The 1,805-nt window shown below is 49.7% G+C and carries 1 protein-coding gene; it reads right to left on the bottom strand.

The window, feature by feature from the left end; all coding sequences use genetic code 11:
- Window positions 1-1,591: tape measure protein (locus L1D50_RS22900; protein ID WP_239966925.1), on the bottom strand; the 1,591-nt coding region annotated here is incomplete at its 3' end.
- Window positions 1,592-1,805 lie beyond the last annotated feature (214 nt).

Below are 1,805 nucleotides of genomic sequence, written 5' to 3'. Positions count from 1 at the left end.
CAAATCCTATCTCCTCACGGTATTCATACAGCGTAGTGATGGTGTCTTTGATAGCTGTGCCGGTTGCCACAATGGTGTCGCTGATTGACTGCGCCCATTCTTGCAATCGGCCATCAGCTGCCATTGCTGCGAACTCTTTGTTTAGTTCGCCAATTTGGCCCTTGAGCCAATCCATCGCACCAGACTTAGCAATGAGGTTATAAAACTGCTCCAGATTATCTTTGGCATTAGATACCTGGCCGCTAAATAACGCCATTTGTGCAGCCGCACTGCCTGTGCTGGTTCTACCCAATTCATCAATTAACTGCTTGATAACGTCACGGCCTAGCTTGCCTGCGCTACTTAACTTTTGTAGTTCCTGGACGTTTTTACCCGTGACCGTTTGCAGCATATCCCATACAGGAATACCACGTTCAACTAGCTGCAAAATCTCTTCACCTTGCAGCTTTTGCTTTGCCCAAGCTTGGCCAAGTGCGAGGCTTATCCCTTCAACTTCTTGATAACTGCCGCCAAGTTTTAATGCGCTGTCTGTAATAGATTGCAGCGTGCCGTCCATTGGGTCGAGACCGAATGCCTTGAGCTTCACAAATGCTTGCGATACTTCACCGAGCTGAAGCGGTGTATTTTTAGTAAATTCAGTTATCCAGGCGCTGGCCTTTTCACCTTGGGCAATGCTGCCCATGAGACCATTCATCTGAACGCCGAGCTTTTCAAATTTATCGCCAGTCTCGAAGACCGAGCGAACGGCTTGGCCAACTTGGTCTAACCCAACATAGGCAGCAGCAACCGCCGCGATTTGGCTAGCGACGTTACCAAGGCTTGCCGCATGGGCTTGTTGGGCAGCTGAGCCTTGTTTTAGGTCTTGCGTAAACCCATCAACGGCTTTACCAGCTTGGTTAAAACGTCCAGCTAGTTCGCGTTTGGCAATGCCAAGGTTGTTGGTATCAAGACCAGTTCGCTTTAGCTCTTGTTGCAGTGCATTGTGTTTGGTGGTTTGCTGCGTCAGCTCAGCCCGCATTTGCTGCAAGTCGCGCTCTGCAAGGTCAATGCCTCGGGCAAGCTCTACAAATGGCTTACTGGTGTCTTGTGCTTGTTTTTGTAATTGGTCTAGCGCATGGGCCGCAGCAGCCGTGGCAATTTCTTGTTCTTCAAGCTCTCGCTTGGAACGCTCAAAAGCACGGATAAGTTCCTGCTGGTTGCCTAGCTCATCAATCACATCCGCGAGCACGCCTGCTTTTTGGCTGGCGTTCGTTGTGGCAGTGCCAACCTGGTTTAAGTCGCCACTCAGTGCTTTCGTATTGCTCGCCGTGGTTTTCGCTTTATTTGAGACGTCTCTGAGCGATTCATCCAGCTTAGCGCTAGCGGTAGTTGAGGACGTTAAGTCATCGGCAAGCTGAGTTGATTGCTTACTCGTTTGCTTTGCAGCTTGGGCCGTCTCATTTAAATTCTGGCTGAGTTGGTCTGTGGCAGGTGCAGCATCATCTGCGCTTTGCTCAATACGGCGCAGCTCAGCAACTAACTGTTCAAGGTTTTGTTTGCCAGTGGCTTCAGCCACTATTCGTAATGCGAGCTGGAGTGTTTTATCTGCCATGCCATTTACTCAGTTTGAAAAGAGGTTTGAAATAGTAAAAAGGGGCCGAGGCCCCAACGGGAAAAGTGAGGGTTATGCGCTTATTTCGTCTACAACAAATGGGGCATCTTTTCCGGCCTTGACCTTGGCCGTACCCTCCAGCTCAGCACCAACGTATTCAGTACTTGCCAAGTCCAGCTCTGAGGTGGGTGACATTGAAACGTCGTAAATATCA

Origin of the sequence: Pseudoalteromonas sp. Isolate6 (assembly GCF_022398435.1) — a bacterium.
Lineage (GTDB): Bacteria > Pseudomonadota > Gammaproteobacteria > Enterobacterales > Alteromonadaceae > Pseudoalteromonas > Pseudoalteromonas galatheae.
Note: the sequence above shows the minus strand (reverse complement) of the source record. Positions and strands in the feature narration are given on the sequence as shown.